25 protein-coding genes and 1 riboswitch are annotated in these 23,271 nt (G+C 62.4%); of the genes, 7 read left to right on the top strand and 18 right to left on the bottom strand.

Features of this window, described 5'->3' with window-relative positions:
* Positions 1–137: 137 nt before the first annotated feature.
* The gene (locus E7T06_RS12280) at positions 138–362 is read right to left on the bottom strand and encodes a hypothetical protein (protein ID WP_136366077.1); all 225 of its coding nucleotides are present in this window, start codon (positions 360–362) and stop codon (positions 138–140) included.
* Positions 359–2,287 carry an alpha-amylase family protein gene (locus E7T06_RS12275; RefSeq protein WP_136366076.1) on the bottom strand — a complete coding sequence of 643 codons (1,929 nt, stop codon included), beginning with the start codon at positions 2,285–2,287 and terminating at the stop codon, positions 359–361. Before E7T06_RS12275 ends, E7T06_RS12280 begins: the two co-directional genes overlap by 4 nt.
* Before the next feature lie 232 nt (positions 2,288–2,519).
* Here E7T06_RS12275 and E7T06_RS12270 point away from each other — a divergent pair, with 232 nt between their 5' ends.
* Positions 2,520–2,936: a hypothetical protein gene (locus E7T06_RS12270; protein ID WP_136366075.1), complete on the top strand. Its 417-nt coding sequence runs from the start codon at positions 2,520–2,522 to the stop codon at positions 2,934–2,936.
* A 198-nt stretch (positions 2,937–3,134) separates the two neighbouring features.
* Here the strand turns inward: E7T06_RS12270 and E7T06_RS12265 are convergent, their stop codons facing one another.
* The 11 genes from E7T06_RS12265 to E7T06_RS12215 form a co-directional block, all read right to left on the bottom strand.
* On the bottom strand, positions 3,135–5,504 hold the full coding sequence (locus tag E7T06_RS12265; protein ID WP_168733509.1) for a penicillin acylase family protein: 2,370 nt from the start codon (positions 5,502–5,504) through the stop codon (positions 3,135–3,137).
* 90 nt (positions 5,505–5,594) lie between these two features.
* Complete coding sequence (locus E7T06_RS12260) at positions 5,595–6,791, bottom strand: permease prefix domain 1-containing protein (RefSeq protein WP_136366074.1); 1,197 nt, start codon at positions 6,789–6,791, stop codon at positions 5,595–5,597.
* A complete protein-coding gene (locus tag E7T06_RS12255; RefSeq protein WP_136366073.1) occupies positions 6,788–7,117 on the bottom strand; it encodes a PadR family transcriptional regulator in 330 nt (109 codons plus the stop codon). The genes E7T06_RS12260 and E7T06_RS12255 overlap by 4 nt, the downstream gene beginning before the upstream one ends.
* Positions 7,118–7,285: 168 nt before the next feature.
* Complete coding sequence (locus tag E7T06_RS12250) at positions 7,286–8,248, bottom strand: acetyl-CoA carboxylase carboxyltransferase subunit alpha (protein WP_136366072.1); 963 nt, start codon at positions 8,246–8,248, stop codon at positions 7,286–7,288.
* Positions 8,248–9,147 (bottom strand): acetyl-CoA carboxylase, carboxyltransferase subunit beta, encoded by a 900-nt coding sequence (accD, locus tag E7T06_RS12245; RefSeq protein WP_136366071.1) that lies wholly within the window; start codon positions 9,145–9,147, stop codon positions 8,248–8,250. Before accD ends, E7T06_RS12250 begins: the two co-directional genes overlap by 1 nt.
* 466 nt (positions 9,148–9,613) lie before the next feature.
* Positions 9,614–9,934 (bottom strand): quaternary ammonium compound efflux SMR transporter SugE, encoded by a 321-nt coding sequence (gene sugE, locus E7T06_RS12240; protein WP_136366070.1) that lies wholly within the window; start codon positions 9,932–9,934, stop codon positions 9,614–9,616.
* A gap of 16 nt (positions 9,935–9,950) precedes the next feature.
* Positions 9,951–10,020: riboswitch (guanidine-III (ykkC-III) riboswitch) on the bottom strand.
* Positions 10,021–10,285: 265 nt separating this feature from the next.
* Positions 10,286–10,993, bottom strand: a complete 708-nt coding sequence (locus E7T06_RS12235; RefSeq protein WP_136366069.1) for an ABC transporter ATP-binding protein — start codon at positions 10,991–10,993, stop codon at positions 10,286–10,288.
* On the bottom strand, positions 10,986–11,846 hold the full coding sequence (locus E7T06_RS12230; RefSeq protein WP_240741031.1) for an ABC transporter ATP-binding protein: 861 nt from the start codon (positions 11,844–11,846) through the stop codon (positions 10,986–10,988). Before E7T06_RS12230 ends, E7T06_RS12235 begins: the two co-directional genes overlap by 8 nt.
* Positions 11,839–12,867, bottom strand: a complete 1,029-nt coding sequence (locus tag E7T06_RS12225; protein ID WP_136366068.1) for a branched-chain amino acid ABC transporter permease — start codon at positions 12,865–12,867, stop codon at positions 11,839–11,841. The genes E7T06_RS12230 and E7T06_RS12225 overlap by 8 nt, the downstream gene beginning before the upstream one ends.
* Complete coding sequence (locus E7T06_RS12220; RefSeq protein ID WP_136366067.1) at positions 12,867–13,727, bottom strand: branched-chain amino acid ABC transporter permease; 861 nt, start codon at positions 13,725–13,727, stop codon at positions 12,867–12,869. The genes E7T06_RS12225 and E7T06_RS12220 overlap by 1 nt, the downstream gene beginning before the upstream one ends.
* A 313-nt stretch (positions 13,728–14,040) precedes the next feature.
* Complete coding sequence (locus E7T06_RS12215; protein ID WP_136366066.1) at positions 14,041–15,216, bottom strand: ABC transporter substrate-binding protein; 1,176 nt, start codon at positions 15,214–15,216, stop codon at positions 14,041–14,043.
* Positions 15,217–15,866: 650 nt separating this feature from the next.
* Here E7T06_RS12215 and E7T06_RS12210 point away from each other — a divergent pair.
* Together E7T06_RS12210 and E7T06_RS12205 are read left to right on the top strand one after the other, a co-directional pair.
* Entirely contained in the window at positions 15,867–16,319 is a 453-nt protein-coding gene (locus E7T06_RS12210) for an acyl-CoA thioesterase (RefSeq protein WP_136366065.1), read from the top strand.
* Entirely contained in the window at positions 16,316–16,948 is a 633-nt protein-coding gene (locus E7T06_RS12205) for a histidine phosphatase family protein (protein WP_136366064.1), read from the top strand. Before E7T06_RS12210 ends, E7T06_RS12205 begins: the two co-directional genes overlap by 4 nt.
* 236 nt (positions 16,949–17,184) lie before the next feature.
* Here E7T06_RS12205 and E7T06_RS12200 read toward each other — a convergent pair whose 3' ends face one another.
* The 3 genes from E7T06_RS12200 to E7T06_RS12190 are packed head-to-tail and all read right to left on the bottom strand — an operon-like array spanning position 17,185 to position 18,727.
* Positions 17,185–17,871: an HD domain-containing protein gene (locus E7T06_RS12200; RefSeq protein ID WP_240741030.1), complete on the bottom strand. Its 687-nt coding sequence runs from the start codon at positions 17,869–17,871 to the stop codon at positions 17,185–17,187.
* Positions 17,868–18,170: a hypothetical protein gene (locus E7T06_RS12195; protein ID WP_136366063.1), complete on the bottom strand. Its 303-nt coding sequence runs from the start codon at positions 18,168–18,170 to the stop codon at positions 17,868–17,870. The genes E7T06_RS12200 and E7T06_RS12195 overlap by 4 nt, the downstream gene beginning before the upstream one ends.
* Positions 18,167–18,727, bottom strand: a complete 561-nt coding sequence (locus E7T06_RS12190; protein ID WP_136366062.1) for a DinB family protein — start codon at positions 18,725–18,727, stop codon at positions 18,167–18,169. The genes E7T06_RS12195 and E7T06_RS12190 overlap by 4 nt, the downstream gene beginning before the upstream one ends.
* Before the next feature lie 81 nt (positions 18,728–18,808).
* Here E7T06_RS12190 and E7T06_RS12185 point away from each other — a divergent pair, with 81 nt between their 5' ends.
* Genes E7T06_RS12185 through E7T06_RS12175 form a run of 3 tightly spaced genes read left to right on the top strand, consistent with a single transcriptional unit; the run spans position 18,809 to position 20,510 of the window.
* On the top strand, positions 18,809–19,138 hold the full coding sequence (locus E7T06_RS12185) for a helix-turn-helix transcriptional regulator (protein ID WP_136366061.1): 330 nt from the start codon (positions 18,809–18,811) through the stop codon (positions 19,136–19,138).
* Positions 19,135–19,749 carry a hypothetical protein gene (locus E7T06_RS12180; RefSeq protein ID WP_136366060.1) on the top strand — a complete coding sequence of 205 codons (615 nt, stop codon included), beginning with the start codon at positions 19,135–19,137 and terminating at the stop codon, positions 19,747–19,749. Before E7T06_RS12185 ends, E7T06_RS12180 begins: the two co-directional genes overlap by 4 nt.
* Before the next feature lie 20 nt (positions 19,750–19,769).
* A complete protein-coding gene (locus E7T06_RS12175; protein ID WP_136366059.1) occupies positions 19,770–20,510 on the top strand; it encodes a GNAT family N-acetyltransferase in 741 nt (246 codons plus the stop codon).
* Positions 20,511–20,652: 142 nt separating this feature from the next.
* On the opposite strand, the gene E7T06_RS12170 is transcribed toward E7T06_RS12175, so the two are convergent.
* Positions 20,653–21,174, bottom strand: a complete 522-nt coding sequence (locus E7T06_RS12170) for a multidrug DMT transporter (protein WP_136366058.1) — start codon at positions 21,172–21,174, stop codon at positions 20,653–20,655.
* A gap of 118 nt (positions 21,175–21,292) precedes the next feature.
* Entirely contained in the window at positions 21,293–22,483 is a 1,191-nt protein-coding gene (locus E7T06_RS12165) for a S1C family serine protease (protein WP_168733508.1), read from the bottom strand.
* 161 nt (positions 22,484–22,644) lie between these two features.
* On the opposite strand from E7T06_RS12165, the gene E7T06_RS12160 reads away from it, so the two are divergent.
* Complete coding sequence (locus E7T06_RS12160) at positions 22,645–23,118, top strand: gamma-glutamylcyclotransferase family protein (protein WP_136366057.1); 474 nt, start codon at positions 22,645–22,647, stop codon at positions 23,116–23,118.
* Positions 23,119–23,271 lie beyond the last annotated feature (153 nt).

Here is a 23,271-nt window from a genome sequence, read left to right as displayed (position 1 = left end):
GACGCAACGCCCCCCTTAGAGGGGAGGACAACAGCTTTTGCGCTCCCCTTTAAGGGGGGCTGGCTGCAAAGCAGACTAGGGGGTTCGCCCACACTCATCAACTCTAGACGCTCGCCCCGCAACCGCTCAGTTTGGCCCTAGCCTTTCTTCTGCTCTCCCCTGTTGTGGGGCGCGTTTTTGACGGCCTGAAGCAGTTTGGCAATGGCGCGGGCCACATTGGTCGCTTCTTCGCGCACCTGTGGGTCACGGCTCAGGTCAGCCAGTTTTTGGGCGGCGCTGCGAGCGGCGTTCAGCAGGGCTTCGGTGGGGATTTTTATTCGGGCCTTGCCCGGTGGGGGTGGGCCGGAAGATGGGCGGGTCATGGCAAGACCTCGGCCTGAAGGAGCCACAGGGCGCGGAAGGGAGCAAGGCGCGTGGTAGCCCGCTGCAAGGTGAAATGCGTGCCTGCAACGGCGTCTATGGCGTGTTCGCCCAACTGGTCGCGCAGCAGGTAGGTGGGAAAGGCCACCTCGTGTTCGCTGAAGTTGTAGACGCACAGCATGACGCCGAGCGGATGATCGCGGCGCAGCAGCAGCACGCGGGAATCGGGGCTAGGTACGGCGCGGGATTCGATGCTGGCGTGCAGGTGCGGCGTGCGTTGGCGGGCGGCAATCAGGGCGCGAATTCCGGTGTTGACTCGTGCTGCTGGCGTGGCCGGGTTGTCCTGCACGGCTTCGGCCAAAGCCCAATCCATTTTGGGGCGGTGAACCCAGCGGTTGTCGGGCGCGTGGGCAGGATCTTGGGCAAAGGTGTAGTCGTTGAGGAGCGCGAGTTCGTCGCCCATGTACAGCAGAGGCACGCCGCCGAAGCCGAGGGTGACGGCGTGGGCCAGCAGCAAGCGCCGCACCGCGTGGTCTGTCCATTCGGCGTGGCCTGCGTCCAGCGCGGCTTCCAAGCCCGCCAAACTGGCCGCGCTGCCGCTGATTCGCCGGTCTCCGGTGGCGGGGTTGTGCTGAAACACCAGCCCCCGCGCAAAGCTGCCGGGGTGTTCGCCGCTGTAAAAGTCGCTGAGAAAGTGGCGGTGGCCGGGGCCGCTGAGGCTCACGCGCCCCGCATCCTCATCGCTGATGGCCCACCCGATATCGTCGTGGCAGCGCACATACATGCCCCAAGTGGTGTTGGTGGGCTTGGGCGGAAAGGCCAACAGCGCCGTTTCGAACAGGCGGGTATCGCGGCTGGCGAGGCTGCTCCAAATCTGCACCATCAGGCTGTTTTGGTAGGCCATGTCGCTGACCTTGCCGTGATGATCCCGCGTGCCGAGGTAATGAATTAGGTCGGCGGGGGCCACGATGGCTTCGGCCTTGAACGCTACCGCTGGGGCCACGATGCGAATGGCCGCCCGCAGCGCCCGCGTCAGGTGATGGACTTCGGGCTGGTTCTGGCTGGCGGTGCCAAGTCGCTTCCACATAAAGGCGATGGCGTCCAGCCGGAACACCTCTACACCCCGGTTGGCAAGGTGCAGAATCAGGTCGGTGAACTCGCGGAACACCGCCGGATTGCCCCAGTTGAGATCCCACTGGTAGGAATTGAAAGTCGTCCAGACCCAGCCACTTGTTTCCGTATCCCACGTAAAGTTGCCGGGGGCAAAGTCGGGGAAGACTTCGGGCAAGGTGCGCTCATAGGCGTCGGGTTGGGTGCGGTCAGGATAGATATGGAAGTAGTCGCGGTAGACGGGGTCGCCCGCCCGTGCTTTCTCGGCCCATTCGTGTTCGCGGGCCACATGGTTTAGCACCAGATCCAGCACGAGGCTGATGCCGCGCCCGCGCAGTTTGAAGGCTAGCGCCGAAAGATCGTCCATGTCGCCGAGGTCGGGCCGCACGGCGCGGTAGTCCTGCACCGCGTAGCCGCCGTCGTTTTCGCCCTCACGGGGCTTCAGCAGCGGCATCAGGTGCAGGTATTTGACGCCCAATCCTTCTAGGTAATCCAGCCGCTCCTGTACGCCGCGCAGGGTTCCGGCAAAGCGGTCTGTGTAGGCCACGTAGCCGATCATTTCGGGCACTTGCAGCCAGTCGGGGCGCAGCAGGCGGGCCTCGTCCAGCCGCTTCAGATCGGGGGCGCGGGTGTGGTGCGCGTGAATCAGCACTTCTAAGAGTTCCGCCATCAGCGTGTCGGTGGCGTCGCCGTACACCGCCCGCAAACTGCCCTCCAGGTCAGCGCCGTAGCGTTCCAGCCGCAGCAGAAAGGTTTCCGCATCGCGGTCATCATCAAAAGCGGGCCTCAGCCGCGCCGCCAAGTCCGTCTTTAGCACGCCTCCTAGCATACGACGCGCCGGGTGGGAACGGTTCCAGTTGGCTTCTCTGACGCCTGTATGACGCCAGCGCTCTCCCTGATCACGCTGCGCCCGTTGCCGATCATGGGACGTTCACGGGGGCCTGAGTACGCTTGATTTACCAGAAGGAGCAACGCATAAGCGCCCGCTGGGACGGCCAAAACCTACCCTCTATCCCCACCCGGCCCCACGAGGCCAAAGGAGTTCCATCATGACCAACTTGCCCCGCATCGCCCTGACCGCCCTCGCCGCCCTGACCCTCGCTTCTTCCGCCCACGCTGCCACCTCCGACTTTGTAGGCACGTGGACGAACACAAACGCCGCCACACGCGGGATTACGCGCCTGATCTTTACCCCCAACGGCGACGGCACGCTGAATGTGCAGGTGTTTGGCAAGTGCAGCCCCACCGACTGCGACTGGGGCAAGGCGGGCGTGCTGACCTACGGCACGAGCGTGTCGGACAGCAACCACTGGCTGGGCAGCGCCGTGTACAACAAAGGTTTTTCCAACACCATGTTGGTCATGAACCTGTTCCCAAACAAAACTATGAGCGTGCAGAGCATGACGCAGTTTGTAGACAAGAGCGGCCGCCAGAACTACGCCAACCGGGAAGTGTTCAGGCGCTGAAGTGTTGACACTAGGCGGGTGAGGCAGCCCCCCATTCGGTGACGAGGTGCGCCGGGTGAGGCTACAGGCAAAGAACATTAACAATAAAAGCGCGGCCCTTGTCGGAGGTGACGGGGCCGCGCTTTTTGGCTGGAGTTGGAAGGTGAACCCCCCGTTGCTGACGCAACGCCCCCCCTTAGAGGGGAGGACAACTGCTGCTTATTTCCCCGCTTCCAACGTCAGTGTCACCGTCTTCCCCCAATCTTTCGCATCCGTACTCATGGGCAGGTATTCGCCCGCCACCCACATTTTTTGCTGGTCAGACACGTTGTTGCCCAGCGGGTTTCCGCTTTGGCCGAGGCTGCCCACGTACAGGCTGCGGTTGGGGGCGCTGAGATCCACGATTTGGCGGTAACTGGCTCCGTGCGTTTGGCGGTAAGTACCCACTTCGGGGCGGGCCACATTGACGGTACTGGTGCCGCCGGGGGTCGGGGCGCTGTGATTGAACAGCCACGACAGGGCCGATACGTTGCCAAAGGCGCGGTGGTTGCTGGCAACCGTGTGCAGCTTGCCCGCGCTCCAGCCACTCAGATCAGAGCCGAGGCGGGTGCTGAGGTCATCTACCGCTTGTTTGAGGGTGGCGGTCAGCGTGGCGGCGCAGGTGCTTAAGCCCGCGCTCTCGCTTTGGCACAGGTCGCCGTCTGATTTCAGTTGGTTCAGCACGGCCAGACTGTTGATCTGGGTGTCGTTGCCGAGTTCGTCGCGGGCCATGCTTTGCAACTTCATGAGCCACGCTTCGAAGATGAGACTGGGGACGCTGGACACGGTTTGGTTGCCGTCCCAGCCGCGCAATTTCTCCAGCGCCCGCGTACTCAGGTCACCGTCAGGGCGGGCGGCCTGCAGCAGCGGTTTTAGGTCACGCCACACCAGACTTTGGGTGTCCAGTTGCACCCGGCGCACCTCTTCCACCGTCCAGCCCTGCGCTTTGGCGGTCAGCAGGTCGGTAATGCGCTGGGCGCGGTACGGCTCGGCCCAGTTGCGAACATTGGCGAGGTCGAAGCGGTAGGCGTCGGGTGTGACGCGGTTGTTGGCCGTGACCACGAGGCCGTCGGCGGGGTTGTAAGTATGCGGCAACTGCTCGAAGGGCAGGTAGCCCGCCCACTCGCGGGAACCGTCGCCCGACACGGGTAAAGAACCGTCCCAGCCGCTACGAATCGGCACGCGGCCCGGTGCGTAGTAGCCCGTATTGCCGTCGGTGTCGGCGTACACGAAGTTCTGGCTTGGCCCCACGTAGCTTTTCAGGGCCGCCGTGAACTCTGTCCAGTTCTGCGCGTAATTCAGGCCCAAAAAGGCGTCCATAGTGGTGTCGCCGGGTTGCAGCGCCGTCCATTTCAGAGCCACACGCGGTCCCACGTCGGCGGCCCCCGCATCGCTGATGATCGGGCCGTGACTGCTCTCACGCACCACTATTTTCACGTCTGCGCCGCCCTTCACCTTGATGGTCTCGATGCGTTCGGTCAGCTTGGTTCCTGCTGGTTCTATGTACAAATCCTGCACATCGGGGTTCACGTTGGTCACGCCCCATGCCACGCGCTCGTTGCGCCCGATCACGATGGCGGGCAGGCCGGGAATGCTGGCCCCGATGGATTTTAGGGTGGGGCCTTGAAGGTCGGCCAGATACCACAGCATCGGGCTGGTGAGGCTCAGGTGCGGATCGTCGGCCAAAATGGGTTTGCCGCTGGCGGTGCGGCTTCCGGCCATGACCCAGTCGTTGCTGCCTTTGCCCGGTACGGCCTGCAAGCCCAGTTCCCGCGCCGCCAACAGGTGAGAGCGCAGGGCGGCAAGAGTTGAATCCGGCAGAGTGGGAGCCGCCGCCAACGCTGGGGCGCGAGTCTGCGCGGTGGTTCCGGCAGGCAACTCATCGGCGCTCAAAATGGTCGGGCCGTCTTCGGGGTATGACGGCATGATTTCGCCTAGCCCACGTTCGCCTAGGCGCTTCACCGTGCGTGCGCCCAGCACCTCATCCTCGTAGTTGCCGCCCAGATCGTAGGCCATCAGCTTGCTCCACGCGATGCTGTCTACGTCTGTCCACGGCTCGGGGGTGTAGCCCAGAATGCGGAACTCCGGGGCGGTTTTGCCCTGCTTAAAACCCGCATTTACGCCCGCCGTATACGCGGCCACCATCTGTTTGCTCCGCGCAGACAGGGCAGGCAGGGCCGACTGAGCCGCCCGGTAAAAGCCCCACGTTCTGAGGAATTTATCCTGTGCCAGTGCGGGTGCGCCCAGCACTTCCGACAGGCGGCCCTGAGTCACGCGCCGCTGAAAATCCAGTTGCCACGCCCGGTCTTGGGCATGCACGAACCCCAGCGCGAACACGGCGTCTTCATCGCTGGCGGTGGCCCGAATGTGCGGCACGCCCCAAGCGTCGCGGGTGATGGTCACTTGGCCCGACACGCCCGGCAGCGTCACGCTTCCCGAAACACGCGGACTGGACGTACCCCGCAGCCACAGCACCGCCGCCAACGCCAGCACCAGAATGACCAGAATCAGCCACAACAGACCCCGCCCCAACCGTCCTAAAATTCTCACCCATTCACCCCTTTGGTGGCCCCAGCGAGAGAGCGAGGGCCACACTTGCCTACTTTGTAGTGAGTACAAGATAGGGCGGGGGAAGATGATTTAGGGAACGGGTTGAAGGCTCTTGGCCGGAACTGGGGTCAGCTTGAGGTTTCGCAGGTCGGCAGCGTTAAGGCGGTAGACCAGCACTGCTTCTTGGCCTTTGGCTGTGGCCGCAATCAGTTCGGCGGGCGTGTTGACGATTCGGCCTTGAGGGACAGCCAGCAGGCCCGCCGATACTGCCCGCACTCGCAGCAGGTAATACTCCTTGGCTGTGGCACTGGACTTGGCGACTAGACGTGCATTGCTAACGGTGGCAAACAAGGCTTGGTCAGGGGCGGTCAGCTTAATCTGTGGGGTTTGGGTCTCGCTGCCATCATAAACAACAGCCAGTGAGATAGGCGTTCGGGACAGGTTCTTGAGTTGTGCTTCCACCACCCCAAGCAGCGGGAGCAGGTAAAAATCTGTGGCCCTGACAGGCGTGGTCGCCGTTCCCAGTTGCAAGCGGGCCGGGCCGATTTCCAGCACCGGATTGTCAATGCCGCTTAGACGCAAAGGGATGTCAGAAGGAAGGGCATAGCGGAGTAAATCGACCAGTGGAGCGGCTTGAATATAAGATTGTTGCCCAATCATCTTGAAACTGCCACTCAGGTCTAGCCCCTGAATATCCTTCCTACCCGGAAACGTGAGTTGAAGATAGCCGTCAAAGCCCGGAACGGTGCTAACCACGATTCCACCTTTACGCAAGGCAGCCAGCAGATCGGCCAGAGACAAGAGGGTGTTGACTGGCGCTGGAATCATGGCGCGGCATTCGGCTTCCAATTTTGCCCGCTGACCCGGTTGTGCCAGCTTGAGCCGCAGTGCCGCTGCATCAGATAGGCTCATTCGGTTCAACATCGCTTCGTCGTGTCGGCAAGTCTGTGCTAACTCCTGTGGATCAGGAATCGCCCGCACCATCGGCACTTGGGCCACCGCTTGTAAGCCCAACAATGTGCCAATTCCAGCCAACAACAAACTCCGGTACACGGTGGGCAAGGTATGCACGGCATTCAGGTCACGGGCGACGGCGGAGGCGCTGCCAAAGTCGCGCAGGGCCGCAGTCAGCGCCGCGTGTTCATCCAGCCCCAGCAGGCGGTGACGGTGAATCTTGTCTTCTAGTGCGCCGCGAAGTTCCTGCTGGGCATCCTGTCGGCGTGGGCCGCGTAATCCCCGTGTAGCCTGCCGAATGTAGCCCTCAAGTTGGCGCTCCACATCCTTCATACCGCGCCCCCGATGACGCCCTGCACGGCGCGGCGGAACTGTTCGTAGCGTTCGCGCTGGGCCTTCAGCTCTTGCTGCCCGCTGGGAGTCAGGGTGTAAAACTTGACCGGGCTGCCCCCACGCGGCAACTGCTCGAACGCGCCGCTGATCCACCCGGCTTTTTCTAGGCGGTGCAGGGCCGGATACAGCGTGCCTTCGCGCAGGCTGAAATAGCCGTCAGTGGCGGCCTGCACGTCGGCAATAATCTGCCCACCGTAGCGCGAGCCTTGTTCTAGGGTTGCCAGCAGCAATAAATCCAAGTGGCCTTTCAATTGTTGGGCGTCCATACGGCTCCTCTCTGCCCCGGCGTCTGCTTGGGCAGCTATCGCTATACGATGTTGTACCGACATCGTAAGGCAATGTGCATCGGAAAGCAAGAGTGCTAGGCAAAAGAACGCCCGCGATTCAGCCGGAGGAATGCCGACTGTGGCGCGGGACGTTCTGGCTTGCCTCTCTCAGCTCTCTGTAAACGCTCCCAAAGCCCGGAACCGTGCGGCCCGCTGCGCTTTCAGTTCCTGCTCGTTCAGCAGGCTCAGTTCGTCCAGATGGCGGCTCACCACTTCGCCTAGTGCGGCGGCGGCAGCGTCCAAGTCCAGATGTGCGCCGCCTACAGGTTCGGGAATCACTTCTTCCACGATGCCCAGTTCCAGCAAATCGGGGGCCGTCAGCTTCAGGGCCTCGGCGGCTTTGGGGGCCTGCGCAGAATCGCGCCACAGGATCGCCGCACAAGATTCGGGCGAAATGACGCTGTACCACGCATTTTCCTGAATCAGCACGCGGTTGCCCACGCCAATCGCCAGCGCCCCGCCGCTACCACCCTCGCCAATCACGGCGCACACGGCAGGCACTTTCAGGCGCACCATCCGCTGAATGCTTTCGGCAATGGCCCACGCTTGGCCGCGCTCCTCGGCTTCTATGCCGGGGTACGCGCCGGGAGTGTCGATCAGGCACACCACGGGCAGGCCAAATTTGTCGGCCAAATCCATCAGGCGCATGGCTTTGCGGTAGCCTTCGGGGTTGCTCATGCCAAAGCGGCGGCGCACGCGGCTCTTGGTGTCGCGGCCTTTTTGCTGCATCAGGAGCATCACAGGGCGGCCCTGCCAGCGTCCCGGCCCGCCGATCAGGGCGTGGTCGTCGGCAAAATTGCGGTCGCCGTGAAGCTCGGTGAAGTCGGTCACGAGGCGCTCGGTGTAATCGTGCGCGGTGGGCCGTCCCGGTGCGCGGGCCAGTTGCACCCGCTCCCAGCGCGTCATGACACCGTTGGCTGGGGCCGTTCTCAGGCGCTCTACTTCGGCCCGCAAGGTATGAATCGTAGAATCCAAATTCTGCCCGGTTTCACGCGCCGTCACTTCAAGGTCGTGGACGCGGGCTTCCAGTTTTTTCAGGGTGGCTTTGAGGTCGGTGGATGGGGTCGTCATTACGCGGGGGCCTCGGCGGAGGGTGGGGCGGGCTGTTCGGCGGGAGGGGCGTCGGGGGCGCGGCGGGTCAGCACGCCCAGCAATCCGGCCAAAAAGTTGCGGTGGTTGCGGCGGTCGACTACATCGTCGATCATGCCGTGTTCCAGCAAAAATTCGGCCCGCTGAAAGCCTTCAGGCAGGCTTTGGCGGATGGTCTGCTGAATCACACGCGGCCCCGCGAAGCCGATCAGAGCGCCGGGTTCGGCCATGATCACGTCGGCAATGGTGGCAAAACTGGCCGTGACGCCCCCGGTGGTGGGGTCGGTCAGAATGCTGACGTAGGGCAATCCCCGCGCCGTCAAGCTTTCGAGGGCCACCGTCGTTTTTGCCATCTGCATCAGCGACAACGCACTTTCCTGCATTCTGGCCCCGCCACTGGCTGCCACGAGCACAAACGGCGTGCCGATTTCGGCAGCATGTTCGGCGGCGCGGCTGATTTCTTCGCCCACCACGCTGCCCATGCTGCCACCACTGAAGGCGAAATCCATGACGGCCAGCGTTACTGGCAGGCCTAAAATGCTGCCTGTGCCCGTCAGAATCGCGTCTGGACGGCCCGTTTTCTTCTGGGCACGGCTCAGGCGGTCTACGTAGGCCTCGGTATCCTGAAAGTTCAGGGGATCGGTGGGATGCACGCGGCCCGACAACTGCACGAACGAGCCTTCATCAAGCAGCACCTCCACACGCCGCCCCGCCTCTAGGCGCAGGTGGTGGCTGCATTTGGGGCACACCCAAAGGCTGGCCTCTAGGTCGCGGTTATAGACACTTTCCTTGCACGCAGGACACTGCGTCCACAGGTCTGGCATGTCGCTGCCCGCTTGCTGCTGCGGGCGGCGTCTGCGAAAAAAACGATCTAACGCCATTCAGGGAACACTCCTTGCCCCCATTCTAGACGCCACTTGGTCTAGGGGTTGCACCGGGTTCAAGCGGGAGGCGGGAAGGGCAGTCTAAGGGAGGGGGGTTTGAGGGTCTAAGGGAGGGCAGAAGTGGATCGTGGAGTGTGGAAGGTGGGAAGGGCAATCGCTGGCGCTCACTTCCCCCTCCCACTGCTTTGCAGCGCCCTCCCCCGCAAGGGGAGAGGGCCAACAGCAAACCCATACCGTTACCGCCACATCCGTGTGAGGCCGTCATCCGCGCAGCGGGTGGGCCAATTCCAGATTCAAGACGACTGGCAACTGCGCTTCAAATGAAGGATTCAGCCGAGTCTGGACGCGACAAGATCAATCCTCCTCAGCGGAGCGACCAACTCCCCTGCACCCTTTGGGGGCGGGGGCTGGGGGGTGGGGGAAAACGTAGGAGAAGCCCAAAAACTTAACCTAAATCCTTTCCCTAATGCCCACTCGTCGCCTTCAACCCCACAATAGCCACCACCATCAGCGCCATAAAGCCGAGGCGGGCGGCACTTGCAGGCTCCTTAAACAGCACGATGCCCAGAATGGCCGCGCCCACCGCACCAATGCCCACCCACACGCCGTAGGCCGTACCAATCGGTAGCGTCTTGGTGGCGAGGCCCAGCAGAGCAATGCTGGCAATCATGCTCGCCAACGTGAGTACGGTGGGCAATGGGCGCGTAAAGCCCTCGGTATATTTCAGACCAATGGCCCAGCCCACTTCCAGCAGTCCAGCCAACACCAGTAGCGTCCATGCCATATCCAACACCTCCGCAGGTGCGCCGTCTTGTCCTGACCGGGTACGGCGGTTCTCTCGTCCGGAGTCTGGTTCCGATGGAACGACTGAACCCAGTGTAGCGGCAGGCGGTCAGCACTGGATAGGCAAAAAGGGAGCGGAGTGTAAGGCAGTGCTTACACTCCGGCTTGGAAGGTGAACCCCCCCATTGCTTTGCAATGCCCCCCCTTAGAGGGGAGGACTAAAAGCTGTTGCGCTCCCCTTTAAGGGGGGCTGGCTGCGAAGCAGACTGGGGGGTCACCTTCCAACGCAAAACACCTCCGTACCCCTCACCCCGCCTTCCTCAGACCCTTAGACCCCAGATCCCTCTGCCCCTCACACCCCCAAGTAAGCACTCCGCACCCGGTCATCGGTCATCAATTCGTGCTGGCTGCCCTGCAAGCTCACGCAGCCACCCTCCAGCACGTATCCCCGGTGGGCAATACCGAGGGCAGCAAACGCATTTTGCTCAGCCAGCAGCACGCCCACGCCCGCAGCATTCACGCGCTGCACAGCCTCAAAGACCTGCTCCACCACCAGCGGCGCGAGGCCCAACGAAGGCTCATCGAGCAGCAGGAGTGTGGGGCGGGCCATCAGGGCGCGGGCAATAGCCACCATCTGTTGCTGGCCGCCCGACAAACTGCCTGCCGGAACGTTGCGCTTTTCCACGAGGGCCGGGAACAGTTCGTAGACGCGCTCCAGTTCGCGGGCCGTGCCTGCCGCGTCTTTGCGGTGCACGAAGGCTCCCAGCCGCAGATTCTTTTCCACGCTCAGTTCGGGAAACAGCAGGCGGCCTTCCGGGCACTGCGCGACACCGTTGGCAACGTTGAATTCGGGCTTGCCCCCGGTCAGAGACACCCCATTCCAAGTGGCCGTGCCGCCCGATGGCCGTTGCAAGCCCGACAACGTGCGAAACAGCGTGCTTTTGCCTGCGCCGTTGGCCCCCAGCATCACCACGATTTCTCCGGGGCTGACGGTCAGGTTCAGGCTGTGCAGGGCCGTAAAGTGGCCGTAATTGACGCTCAGGTCACGGATTTCAAGCATGGGGAGCCTCCCCTGTTGCCGCTACGGTGGCCTGCCCCATCTGCCCGCCGTGCGCGTGCGAGCCTAAGTAGGCCTCAATAACCGCCGGATCGCGGCTGACCTGTGCAGGCACGCCCTCGCTGATTTTTTGGCCGTGATGCAGCACCAAAATATGATCCGCGAGGCTCATCACGAGGCTCATCTTGTGTTCTACGAGCGTCACCGTCAGGCCGCCCGCCACCAGTTCGCGGATCAGGGCCATCAGGCTCACGGTTTCTTCGGGGTTCATTCCGGCGGCGGGTTCGTCCAGCAGCAGCAATTTAGGGTTGCTGGCGAGGGCCATAGCAATGCCCACGCGCTTCTGGCCCTCCTGCGTCATGGCTCCGGCGGGGCGGCCCGCGTGCGCGGCGATGCCCACGCGGGTCAGGGCGGTCAGGGCGGCGTCACGGCTCTCCTGCTCGTCCTTGCGCTCGCGGCCAGTCCGTAAGAGAGCGTCCAGCAACCCAGCGCGGGTACGCACTCGGTGGCCGATCATGGCGTTTTCCAGCACGCTCAGTTCTTTGTAAATGGTGGTGGTCTGAAAGGTGCGGGCCATGCCGCTCGCCACCACTTCATGCGTTTTCAGGCGCGTGATGTCTTCGCCCCCAAAGATGATTCGGCCCGTGGTGGGCTTATAAAACCCGGAAATCAGGTTGAAGAAGGTGCTTTTGCCCGCACCGTTGGGGCCGATGATGGCCGTGATCTGGCCTGCCGGAATGGTGGCGGTCACGTCCTTTACAGCGTGCAGGCCGCCAAAGCGGATGCCCAAGCCTTCTACGCGCAGCAGTTCAGTGCCTACAGAGTTGGAGCCTGTCCCCACAGAAGAATCAAGCACGTTCGGCTCCCTTTTTGCCCGTTACAGCCGCCAGTTCTCGCCGCGCCTGCGCTTTCATCCACAGTCCGGCCAAGCCCTGCGGCGCGAACATGATCAGCAGCACCAGCAGCGGCCCGAACACGATGTATTGGTAATCTTGCAGCCCCTTGAGGCTCTGAGTCAGGGTGTACAGCAGCGCGGGGCCGATCAGGGGGCCAGCCAGGGTGCCCAGCCCGCCCGCCAACAGGTACAACAGCACCGTAAAGGTCATAGCCGGGCCAGCCGACGCCGAACCCAAAAAGCCCACGTACACGGCATATACGCCGCCCGCGAAACCTGCGATGGCGGTAGACAGCATCATGGCCCGCAGCTTGTGCGTAAACACGTCTATGCCCGCACTCCGCGCCAAATCTTCGCCGCCGCGAATGGCGATCAGCGAGCGCCCGAACACGCTGCCCCGCGCCCGCGCTACGGCCAGCACGGTCAGAATCAGGGCAATCAGGGCCAAGTAGTAAAAGCCCGCCGACAGCTTCAGGCCCACGCCTTTAGACAAAGCCTCCAAGCCTGCGGGCGGATTGATGCCGTTCAGCCCCTCGTTGCCGCCCGTGAGTGCGTCCCATTTGTTGATGACCAGCATGATGATGACGCCCACGCCGAGGGTAAAAATGGAAAAGGCGTCGCCCTTGGTGCGGAAGGCCACCAGACCCAGCAGCAGCCCCAGCACGGCACACAGCGCCACCGCCACAGGCCACGCCAGCCAAAAACTCCAGCCCGCCTTGAGGGTTAAGATGCCCACCGTATACGCACCGATGCCGAAAAAGCCCGCGTGGGCCAGCGGCAACTGCCCGGTGTACCCTAGCAGCACGTTCATGCCGTAGGCCAACATCGCGTAGATCATGATGTTCACGCCGATGTCGAGCAGGTAGCCCGATGGCCCGAACAGCGGCACCAGCGCGGCCAGCACGAACACGGCCACCCAGCCCCAGGTGCCCAGTTTGAAGCGGGCTGCTCCTGCACTGTTTGCCCCAGCATTGCTCAGCATCAGGTTCCCCTCTTAAACAGACCCTGCGGCTTGAGGGCCAGCACGATCACCAGCATGGCAAATCCGATGACATCCGAGAAATCGAGGCTGATGTAATAGCCGCCGAACACTTCCGCGAGCGCCAGCAGGAATGCGCCCACAATCGCGCCCGGTACGCTGCCCATGCCGCCCAGAATAATGATGGCGAAGACCTTCAGGTTCATGACCTCGCCCATGCTGGGAGACACCGAAATAATGGGCGCGATCAGGGTGGCGGCAGCGGCAGCCAACGCCCCGGAAATGGCAAAGGTCATCATGCCGACGCGGTTGGTATTCACGCCCACCAGTCGTGCGCCTTCCCGGTTTTGGCTCATGGCCTCGATGGTGGCCCCGGTCAGCGTGCGCTTGAGGAAATAATTCAGGCCCAGCATGACCACCACCGACGCCGCGATGACCAACAGGCGCTGCCAAGTGACGATGACGCCGCCGACGTTCACGATTCCGGGTACAGGTTCAGTGATCTGCTTGAAGTCCGGCCCCCAGACCAGTTGCACGGCGGCTTCCAGAAAAAACAAGACGCCGATGGCCGCAATCATGGGATGCACGTGGGGCGCATTTCTCATCGGATAAAAAATGACGCGCTCCATGAAGGCGGCCAGCAGTGCCACGCCCACCGCCGAAATGAGCAGCGCAGGCACGTAGCCCCAGCCCAGCCCAGTCAGAACCGCGTAACTGAGGTACGCGCCCAGCATGTACAGCCCGCCATGAGCGAAATTGGGCACGCGCATCACGCCGTAGACCAACGTGAGGCCGAGGGCCACCAGCGCGTACACGCCGCCCAGCGCCAGCGCATTGAACAGTTGTTGCAAAAATGTAGACAAGGGCAGGTCTCCTGATAAGGGGGATGATTGAGGGCGTGTTAAGGGGAAAGAGTTTCGTCAAGTCGAGTGTGAAGAGGCATCAATAAGAATCTCAGACCTGTACTTTTCCCTCGCCCCTTGTGGGAGAGGGCATTGCGAAGCAACGGGGTGACTCGCAGAGCTGCGGAGCAGAGGGGGCCACCGGGCAAACTCAACCTTTAGTCCCTATCAACCAAAACGCGCCCCAACACGGATGCGGGGCGCGGACAGTGGATTCTGGGTCAAAGAGGTTGGCTCAGGTGGGCCGCCGCTTGTGCCTCGGCCCGGCCCAGCTTTACTTCAGAACCGTCTTCACGCGCAGTTTGGTGTACACGCCGTTCTTCACGCTGGCAATGATGAATTCGGCGTCGGCATGTCCAGCCGCCGAGACGCCCAGCATCTTGTACACGGTCTTGCTTTGGGGCAAGGCTTTGGCCGCCGCGTTCAGTTGGCCGCGAATGGCCTGCGCGTCGTCGGTGGTTCCGGCAAGTTCCATCGCTTTGGCCACCACGTTCATGCCCATGTAGTTCAGGGCGGCTTCACTGGTGGGAATCTTCTTGTAGGCCCGCTGGTACTGCGCCACGAAGACTTGCGTACCCGCGAATTCTTTGGTGGGCAGCACGCCGACAGAGCCGTCGAGGTAAGAGCGCGGAACGATGGTGTCCATCTGCTCGAACTTGGCCTGATCCATCACGATGAAGCCGCCCTTGAAGCCCTGCTCGCGGGCTGCCTTGACCACCAGCGCGGTGGGCTGGCTGGGGCCGCCGATAAACAGCACGTCGGGTTTTTCGGCCAGTGCTTTGGTCACGGCAGAAGAGTAATCCACGGTGGTGGCGTAATCCACGCCGTTGTTGGTGCCCACCGTGCCGCCCTGTTTCGTCCACTCGCCCATAATCGCTTCGCCCCACTGCTTGCCGTAAGCGCTGGTGGTGCCGACCATCCCCAGCTTCTTGCCGAACGCCTTCATCTGCGTAGACACGAAGGGCTGGAGGTAGTTGTCGTAGCGGGGAGGCAGCATGAACGTCAGGGGGTTTTTGGCATCCAGAATCTTGGGCTCGCTGGAGTAGGCCACCAGCAGGAATTCGGGGTCACGGGTAGTGAGGGGCTGCACGGTCAGGATGCCCCCGGCGTGCGGCACGAAAATAATGTCGATGCCCTGAGACGTCAGGCGCTTGACGTTGGTGGCGGTTTCGTTGGGCAGGTAGCGGTCATCGAGGGCCACCAGCTTGAAGGTCACTTTCTCGCCCTTCACGGTCACGCCGCCCGCCTTGTTCATTTCATTGATGGCCATATCGAGGCCCGACTGCACGTCTTTGCCGTAAAACGCCGCGCCGCCCGACAAGGGGCCGCTGTAGCCGATGTTCACGACTTTATCGGCCAACGCCGAGGCACCGAGGAGGGCGACGGCAAGGGAAGCGAGTTTGAGGCCGGTGCGCTGCTGACGACTGCTGTTGCCTAAAAGTTGCTTCATAGGTGATCCTCCTGCCGGGTACAGACAGCTATGAGGGTAGATAGGCCTACCGCCTTAAGACTGACTGCTCCAGACTCTTGTTAAACGTTATGTGTAATGTTCATGCTGGCACGCAAAAATAGGGGTGTCAATTCATTCTGTTGCATTCCGCCCCCTTGCCCCCAATCTTTGAACTGGCCTTTTAAATCTCATATTTTACTCATTTTAAGTATGGATGAGTTATTTTGTCCGATGTGGGGCGATTTTTGGGGATGGGCTGTAGGGTGGTTGACGCGTCTTTCCATTTGTTGGTTCTTGCCCCGCTTATTGACATCGGGTGGAAGGTGAACCCCCCCGTTGCTGGCGCAACGCCCCCCTTAGAGGTGGGGACAAGGGCTTTTGCGCTCCCCTCAAGGGGGGCTGGCTGCGAAGCAGACTGGGAGGTTTACACGTAGCTCAAATTTAAGTTGGAAGGTGAACCCCCCCGTTGCTGACGCAACGCCTCCCCTTAAGGGGAGGACAAAGGCTTTTGCGCTCCCCTTTAAGGGGGGCTGGCTGCGAAGCAGACTGGGCGGTTTACACGCGACTTCAACGCCCAATGCCCACCGAACCGCGCAACTCTCGCCACCTTCTCTAGCTGGCCTGTGCTTTAGACGCGATACTGCACGGCGATGAACGATCAGCCCGCTCCGATTGCCCCCGCCCCGCGCAGCCGCGCCCGCATGCTGGAACTGGTGTTTCCCAAAGACAGCAACTACCACGGCACGGCGTTCGGCGGCTTCGTGTTGTCCTTGATGGACAAGGCCGCGAGTGTGGCCGCCGTGCGCCATTCCAGAGGCAGTGTGGTCACCGCCCGCATGGACGGCGTGGATTTCCATGTGCCGATCCGGGTAGGCGACGCGGTGGCGCTGGACGCCCGCGTGGTGCGTGTGGGCCGGAGTTCTATGACCATCCGGGTAGACGTGTACCGCGAAACGATGGCCAGCGGCGAGGTGCAACTGGCGACCACCGGGCATTTCGTGTTCGTGGCGCTGGATGAACAGGGCAAACCGCGCCCCGTACCCCCCCTGCACGAAGGCGCAGATTTGGCCCAAAACGACCCCAACTTCGAGGAACGGCCATGACAGGTGACCCCCTCCATCTGACCCTTGTGCGGCACGGGGCCACCGACTGGAACGGCATAGGCCGCTGGCAAGGCTGGACCGATACGCCGCTGGGCACGCTGGGCGAGGCTCAGGCAGAAAAACTGGCCGCCCGCCTGAGCAACCAGACCTTCGACGCCGTGTACAGCAGCGACCTGAGCCGCGCCGCCCGCACCGCCGAACTGAGTTTGCCGGGCGCACCGCTACGCCTAGACGTGCGCCTGCGCGAAATGCACTTTGGGCAATACGAGGGCGTGACCACCGACGCCGTGACCCATGACCCCGACTACGCCGATTGGCAGCGCGACCCTTGGCTGCTGCCTGCTCCCGGCGGCGGCGAGAGCCTGCGCGTGGTGGCTGACCGCATGCAGGACTGGGCCGAAGGATTGGAGGGTGGGCGCGTGATCGCCTTTTCGCACGGGGCCGCCATTCGCGCCCTGCTGTGCGGTCTGTTCGGGTGGCCCGCCTTGCCTCAACCGGACTATGTGCTGCCTTTTCCGTACCAGTTGGCCCACACGGGCCTGACTCGCCTTAGCCGCACCAATTCAGCCTCCACAGGGGGCCGCTGGACGCTGGTGGGTTATAACGACGCGGCGCACTTGGAGGAGTGAGGGGCTGGGTTGGAAGGGGCTTGGTCTACGGGTGCTGTGTCTAAGGGTCTAAATGTCTAGGGTCTAAGGTGTTGGGGCAGGTTCGCTTACTGGGTGGCCCCTCTGCTTCGCAGCTCTGCGAGTCCTACAAAGGAAGAGGGCTAAAAGCAAGAGCTGGAATCTTAGACTTTTGGCCCCTCACCCTTGAGGGGGGAGGCTGGGAGGGGGTGAGTGAGCAAAGCGATTACCCTCCCCCCTCACCCCAAAAACTCCACTCCCACTTCTTCCCCCAAATTCGCCAAGAATGCCCGCATGACCGCCGTGCGCCGCGCCGCTTCTACCTTGCCTACAGCCGTCTGAAAGGTGGATTCCAGCCGCAACAGCTTGGTAAAAAAGTGATCCACGGTGTATACCGCGTCGTTGGGCGTGCGGGCGGTGCAAAAGGGATCGGTGGCGTGCAAGAGAGCGCGTCTCATGCTGCCGCCTGCCGCTGCGGCCCGCAAAATGCCCAGTGCGCCCAGCGCGTCTAGGCGGTCTGCGTCTTGCAAGGCCGCACCCAACATGGTTTCCGGTGTGGCCCCGCGAGAATAGGAATGATCGCGCACGGCGGCGGCCACCGCTTCGGCCTCCACTTCATCAAAACCGAGGCTGGGTAGCTTGGCCCGCACTGCATCGGCAGCCAACGTGCTGGCCTGCGCCCGCTGGGGGTGGTTTTTGGGCAGGTTAATGACATCGTGCGAGAGGGCGGCGGCCACCGCGAGGCCGGGAGCCAACGCCGGGGCGCAGCGCAGCGTCCAGCGGGCCACCCGTGTTAGGTGGGCAGTGTCATGGGCGGCATCAAAAGTCATGGAGGATTCCACCCAGTCCCACACGGCGGGCAGGCGCGGGTCTTGCGCCAGCAGCGGCCCCAGCAACATCTCCGAATCGGATACGGCTAAACTCAAACGCCCGCTCCTGTTCCTACCCCTGCCCCTGAAAAGGCTTCCAGCAAGCGCACCACGATCACCAGCGCACTGAATCCCATCAGGCCCAGATACAGCCAGCGGGCTTGGCCCATCTGCCCGGTGCGGGCGTGGCGTACCCGCCGCCATTGGGTGTAGGCCCAGTAACCCAGCCCGCCGTAAATCAGGATATGCAGGCCCGCATACAGCAGCGGCGTATTGCGGGTGGCGGCCAGCAACACCGACAGGGCCAGCCCCGCCACCACCATCAGGGCCACGCCCATCCAAGGGGTGCGTTTCATCGGGCCACCTCCAGCCCCAGCGCCAGTTGGGCATGTGCGAGGTGATGGCGCAGGTGCCAGTCGTGCTTGGCGACCAAGCGCCAGAGGGTCTGCTGCCCTTCCTGCGGGTGCAGAATTTGTTCGTTGAAAGCCTGTGGATCGGTGCCCCGCAGCAGGGCAGCCCAGCGCACATTCAGACCGTCCATCAATGTGAGGGCGTCTTGCACGGGCGCGGCAGTCGTGGGCAGGGCCAACCAAGCATTCTCATTCATGGGCTGAATGGTGTAAGGCTGCTCGGCCAGCCCGTAGCTGAGGCGCACCAGCCCGTGCAGATGGGCGTCGGCGGCGTGGTGGGCCAGTTCATGCACCGTCCAACTGCCGGGGCGGTAGCGCCTACCCAAGTCGGCTTCGGTCAGGCCAGACAGCAAAGTGCGCCATGCCTGCGCCGTTGCCAGCATTCGCGCCGCCACTGCATCCAGCGTGGCCCGGTCTTGCCCCGGCAGAGTGGGAATCGGCCCGATGGGGTACTGATCTGCCGAAGAGTCTGCCAACCGATCTGCATGGGGCGAGGCTGTCATGCACGCAGTATTGCAGGATTTTTGGGACAAGTTCGAATGCATTGACTTTCAATACATCCACTTTAGAGGTATGCTGACTCCATGAACACCCGCGAGCGGTTGCGCCTGCTGATTCTGGCGGTGCTGGAGCGTCAGCCCGAACACGGCTACGCTATCGCGCAGGCCATTCACGCCCGCAGCGAGGGGCTGCTGACGGCCCGCGAAGGCACGCTGTATCCGGCCCTGCACGCGCTGGAAGGCGAGGGGCTGATTCTGAGCGAAGAGCGCGAAGTGGGCGGACGCCTGCGCCGCGAGTACCGCCTGACCGAAGCGGGGCTGGGGGCACTGGCCCGCACACGCACCGACTGGCAGGCACAAATCCGGGCCGTTCAGGCCGTGCTGGGTCTGCCGCAACAGGAGGCACAATCATGACTTCCCCAAAACCGATGACGCTGCACTACTGGCTAACGGTGGCGCTCAAGGACTTGCCGGAGCCTGTGCAACTGCGTCTAGAGGATGAATACCGCGCCCACTTGCTGGATTCCGAATCTCCGAACGACGTGCAGGGGGTGTTGGGCGACCCAAACATGGTTAAAAAGCAACTGGGTAGCTTGTACTTCACTACTTACAAATTGAAAGAGTTGGAGCAAGCCAAACGGGGTAGGAACATCTTCGTCCATACTTTTGTCGCGGCTATGGCTTTGCTGGGCAGCTGGATCGCTTGGGATTCGCACGGAAAGGACTTGACCCAATTGTTCGGGCCAGTATCGGTATTGCTCATCTCAGCAGTGGTTTGGGGTTGCTCTGCCCGATCGCCCCTCATCAAACGTCAATTCGTGCGCTCAAGCTGGACGGTCAGCGCCCTTCAGATCATGTTGTGGTCTGGCTGGACAATTTCCCTACTGAGTGGACAATCCTTGGGTGCGTTCATGGGCTACTACGTAGCCTTATTTCCCGCCCTCATGCTGTATCAATTCTGGGACGCCCGCCAAAATTACTTGCGCCTAGACCGCACTTTGCGCTTGGTAGGCACACCCAACTAAGCCCCAGCTATTCTGCTTCCATGTCCTCTCCCCTCTCCGTCACCGTGCGCCGCGTGCTTGACCCGGCAGACCCGGCCCTCCCTGCCTTTGGGCGCGTGCAGGACGAGAGCTACTACGATCCCGACACGCTGATGCCGCCACAGATGTTTCCGCGCCTTGTTTCGGGGCCGCGTAACCGGGTTCTAGTGGCCGAAGACGAGAGCGGGCAAGTGCTGGGCGGCACCGTCTTTCATCTCATGACGGCAGCCGGATTCACATCGTTTACGGGGGTGGCGCGGCAGGCGCAAGGCCGGGGCGTGGGCTGGGCGCTGCACGCCGCCAAGCTGGAAGAAGTGCGTGCAGCAGGCTTGGCAGGCATCTTTGCCGATAGCGTATTTGCGGGGCGGCAAGATGCGGAAGACCGGGAGGCCGAGGCAAAAGCTGGCAGCAGCGCCACCGCCCGCCGCGCCGCGCTGCACGCTTGGGGCCTGCGCACCGTAGACATTCCGTATTGGCAACCTGTGGGCGGCCCGAATGGTGGCCCGCTCACCGACTTGGATTTGCTGTATCAGCCGTTAGATGGATCGCAAACGGTGCCGCTGGACTTGGTGACGCAAACGCTGCAAGCCTACTGGAACGGCTGGCTGGGCCAGAAACGTGCCGCACAAGAAGCCCAAGCCTTGGCAGACCGGGCCGAAGCGGAGAGCCTGCGCCTGTTACCCGCGACTGAAACGTCGTCGTATTGGCAGGAACGCACACGAATCGAGACGAAGGAGACCTAAATCCTACAGGTGGTCGAGAAATTCCCTTTCGTGGGTAAACGCAAAGACCTGCCTTTGACCTTCCTTTAGACCCCGCCCGACTAGACCTCACATAACACAAAAAAAGCCGCCCCCTTCAAGACGGCTGATGCAGCAAATCGAGTTAGGCGGCAGGCTGATCGGCGCTGCCCGCGTCGGCTTCGGCGCTGCGGCGGGGGCGGGCGGCGCGTTCGGCATTGGGCGCAGTTGCAGCCGGGGGCGCTTCAGGAGCGGGTGTGGCGGCAGCCGGGGCCACAGCGGGCGTACCAGCCGTAATGCGGGTCAGGGTGTCGGTGAAGGCACGCAGAGCGTCTCCGGCTTCTAGGTCGGCTACGGCGCGGGCGTTCAGTGCGCCGAGTTCCTCACGGGTCACGGCGTATTCGGGGGCGTCGTGGCCCTTCAAGGTACGTAGCACGGCGTAGGCGTTCCCCGACACGATGGTTGCGCCTTTGGTGGTGGTCACGTTCGGCGCGGCGCTCTGCTCGCTGCCGATCAAGGTAATGGTATCGGGGCTGATGAGGGTCACGCGGTCGCCCCGCTCTTCCATATGTGCGGCCAGTTGCAGCAGCCCGCGCAGGTGCAGCATGTGGTGAAAGAGGTCGAGGTGGGCCAGCATCGCGCCTGCTTTCTTAAGTGCGGAGTCCATACGTCACAGTATTCTGCTCCGCACAGAATTGTCAAGCTTAATTATAGATTAATAGTTCTGTATCTAACAGAATATCAAGGCAGAGAAAAGGGCCGATGCTTCCGGCCCTCCCTGACGATCAGTTCTGCACAGTTACTCGCGGGATCAGCACCAGCTTCACTTCGATGGTTTTGCCCGCCCTCAACACGCTTAACGTCACGGTGTCGCCGGGGGCATAGGAGCGCACGGCAAACTGAAATTCCGTGAAGTTGACGATGCGTTTGCCGTTTACGGCAGTCACGATGTCGCCGCGCACGCGCTTGCCGTCTTCGTTGTATTGAAGGGGTTGCAGGCCCGCTTTGGCTGCCGGGCTGCCCGCCGAGACGCTGGTAAAAAACGCGCCGGGCGTCGTGCCCAAATCCAGTTCGAGGATACGGTTGGCCTCGGCAAATTCGCGCTCGCTGAGGTCGGTCAGGGCAGCCAAATCACCGCCGATCCCAATCCCGATAATGGGCGCGTCCCGTTTCTCGCCGCGTTTCAGGGCGGCAACGCGGGCGTCGTTGGTGGTCACGGGCACGGCATAAGACTGAATCCGGCGCACGCCACCTTGCCCCTGCACGCTGATGTAGCTGACCACGCCCGTCACTTCGCCCTTGGTATTCAGAATCGGGCCGCCGCTGTCGCCGGGAATCAGTTGGGCGTTCAGTTCCAGCGTGCCAGCCGGGAAGTTGGCACGTTCTGCGGCCACGTCCAGCGCGGTCAGGCGGCCTGTTTTAGAGGTCAGGAAGGCTCCACCGCCGTTCCCAATCGCCAACGCCGAATCTCCCACTGCCGGACGGCTGGCGGCCAGCGGCAAAAAAGGCGTGCCTTTGGGGACTTTCACGCGCAGCAACGCCAGATCGGACTGGTCGTCGTACCCGATCACTTCTACGGCATAACGCTTTTTGTCTACGGTTTGGGCGCTCAGATTTTTGGCCTGAAACACCACATGGTAGGCCGTAAGCGCCAACCCATCGGCACTGATCAGGAAGGCTGTGCCTACGCCGTCCGAATCGGCGCAGTTGGTGGGTGGGCACTGCTCGATGCGTAACGTGGCGGCGCGGCTTTTGGTAAAGAGGGCGTTCAGAGCGGCTTTTTCGGCGGTGGTCAGGGGAGCGGGCGTGCTTCCGGCGCGGCGCTCGGCGGGGCTGGTGGGCTGCGCGGTGCCGGGCTGAGCCGACTGCGGCACAGCCTGAAGCGCCACACTGGAAGAGAACAACACAGAACCGCCCACCAGCGCGGCAGAGAGGGCCAAAGCTAGAGGGCGGACGCGTGCGTTCTGAAATTTCATAAGTCAGTTTGGACGGCGAACGAGGCCCGGTGTGTGGGGTTGGTTTCGTTCCTGACCGCAGAGAATTACAGTTGTTCTTCATGATAATTTTTTGTGCTGAGCATGAGCCGTGCATAGACCGCTTTCCGCCCCAATCTGGCCGCGCCGCTAGCATGTAGCCCATGACTGTTCCCGTTGCTGTACCCGGAATTGGCCCGCTGACCACCGTTTTCGTCTACGGCACCCTGATGCCCGGCGAGCGTAACGCGGGAGTAGCGGCACGGGGCGGCACGTTTACAGCCCAGCCCGCCACCTTGCGCGGCCACCGACTGCTTCACCTCACGCCGGAAGCGTACCCGGCAGTCATTCCCGGCATTGCACAAGACTTTGTGTTGGGCCACGCATTGACCTATACGCCTGCCGACTGGCACGCCGCCCTACCCTTTTTGGACGCGCTGGAAGGCACAGAAGAAACGCCGCCGCTGTATACCCGCGAGCAGGTGGAACTGGATGTAGAGGGCGGCCAACTCTTGCCCGCGTGGGTGTATCTGTATGCCCGTGCAGACCGTCTAGAGCAGCCCGGAGCCGACGCCATTGCCAGCGGCGATTGGCGCGAGGCCCCAGACCGGATGCGGCCCCGGCCTAGCGATAGGTGAGGAACGGTGGGTGATTAAGCTTGGAAGGTGAACCCCCCCGTTGCTGGCACAACGCCCCCCCTTAGCTCGACTTTGGCCATTGACAGGGGAAGCAGCAGGCTGCTTCCCCTGTCAGACTTGAGCATGACACGGCTTCCGACTTGGTTCACGGGG

It is taken from the genome of Deinococcus sp. Arct2-2, assembly GCF_004801315.1.
Lineage (GTDB): Bacteria > Deinococcota > Deinococci > Deinococcales > Deinococcaceae > Deinococcus.
Note: the sequence above shows the minus strand (reverse complement) of the source record. Positions and strands in the feature narration are given on the sequence as shown.